Source organism: Kitasatospora sp. NPDC002522 (assembly GCF_053595195.1).
This window is the reverse complement of record NZ_JBSFXE010000086.1, coordinates 1-4,329: the sequence shown is the minus strand read 5'-3', so window position 1 is coordinate 4,329 and position 4,329 is coordinate 1. Positions and strand designations below refer to the sequence as shown.

Sequence of the window (4,329 nt, the reverse complement as noted above, 5' to 3'; positions counted from 1 at the left end):
TACCGAGCCGACCGAGGAGTACAAGTACCGGCGCGCGTGGGAAGCACACCAGCGCACCCGCGACGACGCCGCGGCACACGACACGAATCCCGCCCCCGCCCCGGTCCGCGAATCGTCTCCCCACGGCGCCGACGACACCCACCCCCGGGACGAACCGATGCCGGACGCCGAACCGCGCTCCCGCGACGACCTCGACGACGGTCTCGACACGTACATGGACACCAGCGCGGACCTGGACTTCGACGCGAACGTGGACCTGGACTTCAACGCCGGACCGTTCCAACCGGACGGGACGGAAGAACCGGACGGGCTCGACGGGGCGACTCCGGCCCCGGCACAGATCAGTGCAGACGGTACAGATCCCCACCGGATGCCGGGCGATGAGCCGATGCCGGAGGCCGACTTCTCCGATGTCGACGACGAACACGTCCCGTTCGAGGAGGAACCGCCCACCGGAGCGCGGCCGAACCCCCACACCCCGCCCCCGACCACCGTCCCGGTGACACCCCGCACCGACTCACCCACTCCCCAGCCATCAACCGAATCCCACACCCCCACCACCACCGACAGCGGGCGGCCCGTGACCGGTTTCCTCGACAGCCTCCACGAGACCGAGGGCGCGGACCCCGCCCAGTTCCTGGCCTCCCTCTACGCCACCCCCACCACCGCCACCAATCCCCTCACCATCGACGACGACCCCACCACCCCCACCGACACAACACCCCCCGCCGGTACCACCGGCGGCGCGTCGTCTCCTTCCGGCCGGCCGGACGACACGGGCCGCGAACTGCCGCACGGGGACCACGCCGCAGCGATTCCCGGCACACCCGCCGACACCGAGCCCGCGGACGCCGGCCCCGCCCTGTCCCCCGCCCCCGAACCGGCCCCGTCGCCGGCCCCCGAACCGGCCTCCACCAGCCCCACCACTCCCGACAGCGGGCCCGTGACCGGTTTCCTCGAGAGCTTCCACGAGACCGAGGGCACGGACCCCGCCCAGTTCCTGGCCTCCCTCTACGCCTCCTTCACCACCGCCGCCGACCCCACCGTCATCCACGACGACCAACCCACCACCGACCACGCAACACCCCCCGCCCCTGGAGCCGGGGCGCAGCCCGGCGGGCCGATCCGTTCCTCGTCCACCGTGCCGGAGCAGACCGTGCGGGAGCATACCCCCGACGAGCCGATGGACCTCGACGAGGACCCGGTCCCCGGTGGGTCCGGGCCGGCGGCGGTGGGGGGTGGTGTGCTGGGTCGGATGGGTCTGGTGGTCGATCCGGTGCCGGGGGGTGCGGAGAGCCTGTTCGAGGCGCTGGTGCGGATGCATCCCGAGCACGGCAGCGCGGCCGGCCTGCGGGCGGAGCTCCTGCAGAAGTTCCAGTCGGTCATCGACAACTTCAGCTCCGGGGCGGGACTCGTCGGCTCGCTGCTGGAGCAGAGCCGCCACCTGCCCGCACGGTTGGGCGTGTCCGCGGACGACCTACGGCGCCACCTCGCCGACCGGGACTCCTACGCGGACCTCGTGACGAGACTGCGCGGCAGCCACGGCCCGACCTGGGCCGAGACCCTGGGCGCGTTCACCGCCGACAACCAGTGGGAATCCTCCTTCACCGCCGCCGCACCGCAGCTCTACGCACGCCACACCCGCCGGGGCCTGCTCACCGTCGACCCCACCACCGGACACATCACCGCCCTCCACCCCAACTACACCATCACCCATCCCGATCCCGACCATGCCACCCGCCTCGCGGCCGAACACCACTACACCGTCCTCGCCCACACCCCCGGCCACCACGACGCCACCACCCCCACTCCACCCCGCAACGACCCCGCACCCCCCACCCGACGCGACGAACCCCACCGCCCCCCGACCACCGCTCAACCGCATCCTCCCCATGAAGTGATCGACCTCGACCCGGACCCCGCCGACCGCACCGGAGGCCGGGGCCGCAGCGGCGACGACCACGGCCCGATCTCCGAGCCTGCCTACGTCCAGGGCATCCCGAAGGAATTCGAGGCGACCGCGCTGGAGACCGTTGTCAGCGTGGGGGACAGGAAGTTCCAACTTCCGAAGGGGAAGAGCCTTCGCTCCTTCGCGTACGAGCGGCTGAAGGGTACGCGGACCGGCCTGACCGTCACGTTCACCAACCGGGCCAACGACTCGTTCTCGCGATCGCTCAGCGCGGCCTACGATCTCCAGGTGCTCCGAGTCGCCGGAGCCGGCACCAGCGTGTTCGGGGTTCACATGCGCGTACCCGATGCTCCGGCGGATCACCGTCCGGGGACGCCGTTCGGAGGCTGGTACGCGCGGCTGTTCGGCAAGTCGGGCCATCGGGTCGTGCAGTGGTCCCGTACCGGCGGCGCAGGTTTCACCCCCGAGGGCGAGCCGACGCCCTATGACGAGCCGAACGACGTCTACCGCCGCCGACTTGCCCAGGAGGCGGGGGTCGGTCCGGTCGGCCGGTCGACGGGCGGCTCGGTGGCGGATCTCCGGACGGACGGTGCCCCGGCCCCGGGTGGGCGGGTGCCCGACCTCCCGGGTGGGCAGGTGCCCGCCGCGCAGGCGCAGGGCGCGGCGCCTGTGGTGGGGGCGCTGGTGCCGGTGCCCGGGGATGGCCTGTGCCTGTTGTCGTCGGTGGTGGTCAGCGCGCCCGAGACGGTGCGGGAGGGCCTGGTCCGCGCGGGTACCGGGAACAGCGTCCTGGACCGGGCGCTGGCGGACGCGGTGCGGCCGGGTGCCGTCCCGAACGGGATCCGGACGCTGGCGGAGGGCGTGCGCGACGCCGTCGCCGACTGGCTCGCCCGCCTCGCGCCGCACGACGTGCCCGCCGACGTCGTGCGCACCGTGCGCGCCAACACCCTCCAGCAGCGCCACGACGCGCTCCGCCACGAGCCGCGCGAGCGGATCGTGCAGGCCCTGCACGACCTCGGCGTCGACACGGTCCCGGACCCCGGCTTCCTGCCCGCACGAACCACCCACCGGCTGCTCGAAGCAGCCCTCCACGCCGTGCCCGGCACCGACCCGGCACTCGCGCGGGCCGAACTGGCCGCCCGGCTGCGCTGGGTATGGGACCCCGAGCGCGCGAACGCCGCCCGCGACTACCTGACCGCCCACAGGATCCAGCCCTCCCCCGACCCGACCCTCCTGCGCGACCAATTCCTCGACCTCGCCGCCCACCAGGCCGCCGCCAGGAACACCACCCCGCAGCAGGCCGTGGCCGAAGCCGAGGACTGGATCGGCTGGCGCATCGAGAACCAGGACCCCCACGGCGCCTTCCAGACCATCCGCGCCAACCAGCCCGCCGGCATCGTCCCCCTGGACCTGCTCGACCGCGACACCCTCACCGCACTCCTCCTCACCCAGGACACCCCCCTCACCGCACGCGAACACGCCGACCTGCTCGCAGCCGTCCGCACCTGGGAAACCTCCTGGACCGACCCGGCCCACGGCGAGACCTTCCCCCCGCTCCTGGCCCACGCCCTCGGCATCCGCCTGCGCATCAACGTCCACGGCGACACCGACCACACCCAAGACCTCGGCCCCGCCCACGCCCCCGTCATCACCGTCCACCACACCCACAACCACTACGACGCCAGCACCCCCGCCGCACCCCCCAAACGCGCCCACCAAGCCGACCACAACCACGAACAACCACCCCGCCCCACCCACAAACGCCCACGGACCACACCCGGTACCGCCCAGCCCACCGACCGCACCGTCCTGCCGATCATCGACTGGAGCGGCTTCACCCCGCCGACGACCACCCAACTGGCACGGCAGACCTTCGTGGACCTCACCCGACGCAACCCCACCCCGCCCCGCCCCACACCCACACCCGGACACGACACCCGCCCCGCCGACGGGCGCGGTGCCCCGCCCGCATCCGCCGGCACACGCGAAAGCTCAGTCGCACTGGCCTTCGTCTACGGAGACTCCCCCGACACCCTGGAGGGCGCCGCAGAGGTGGCCTGGCACGGTCAGGACATCCCCACCCGCACCGCACTCCACGACCTGCTCATGACCCACGAGGACGACTACCGCACCGACTACCGGCGATTCCACGCCGAACTGGCCCGCACCACCGACCCCCGCCACACCAAGGCGCTCATCGACGACTACGCCCGCCGGTACCGCCTCCACCCCGCCACCGTGGGCTACTGGGCAACCCTCGACGACGACACCCGCATGCCACCGAACTGACGAACCGCCACGCCACGACACACCGCCGACCGCCGTGGGTCTGTCCAGTGAACGGTGTAACTCGGTTGGGTTGAGTTAGCGGCGGCCGACGGAGAGTCGGCCGTCGAAGGCGATCTCGAAGGCGTTGAGTG

Annotated in this window: 1 protein-coding gene; it reads left to right on the top strand. The window is 72.6% G+C overall.

Annotation, left to right across the window (positions count from 1 at the left end; genetic code table 11):
• Positions 1-157: 157 nt before the first annotated feature.
• Positions 158-4,198: a hypothetical protein gene (locus ACWD4U_RS34315; protein WP_363462110.1), complete on the top strand. Its 4,041-nt coding sequence runs from the start codon at positions 158-160 to the stop codon at positions 4,196-4,198.
• Positions 4,199-4,329 lie beyond the last annotated feature (131 nt).

Coding starts and splice junctions, on each gene's coding strand:
- ACWD4U_RS34315 (WP_363462110.1), top strand. CDS start 158: ATGCCGGACGCCGAACCGCGCTCCCGCGACGACCTCGACGACGGTCTC.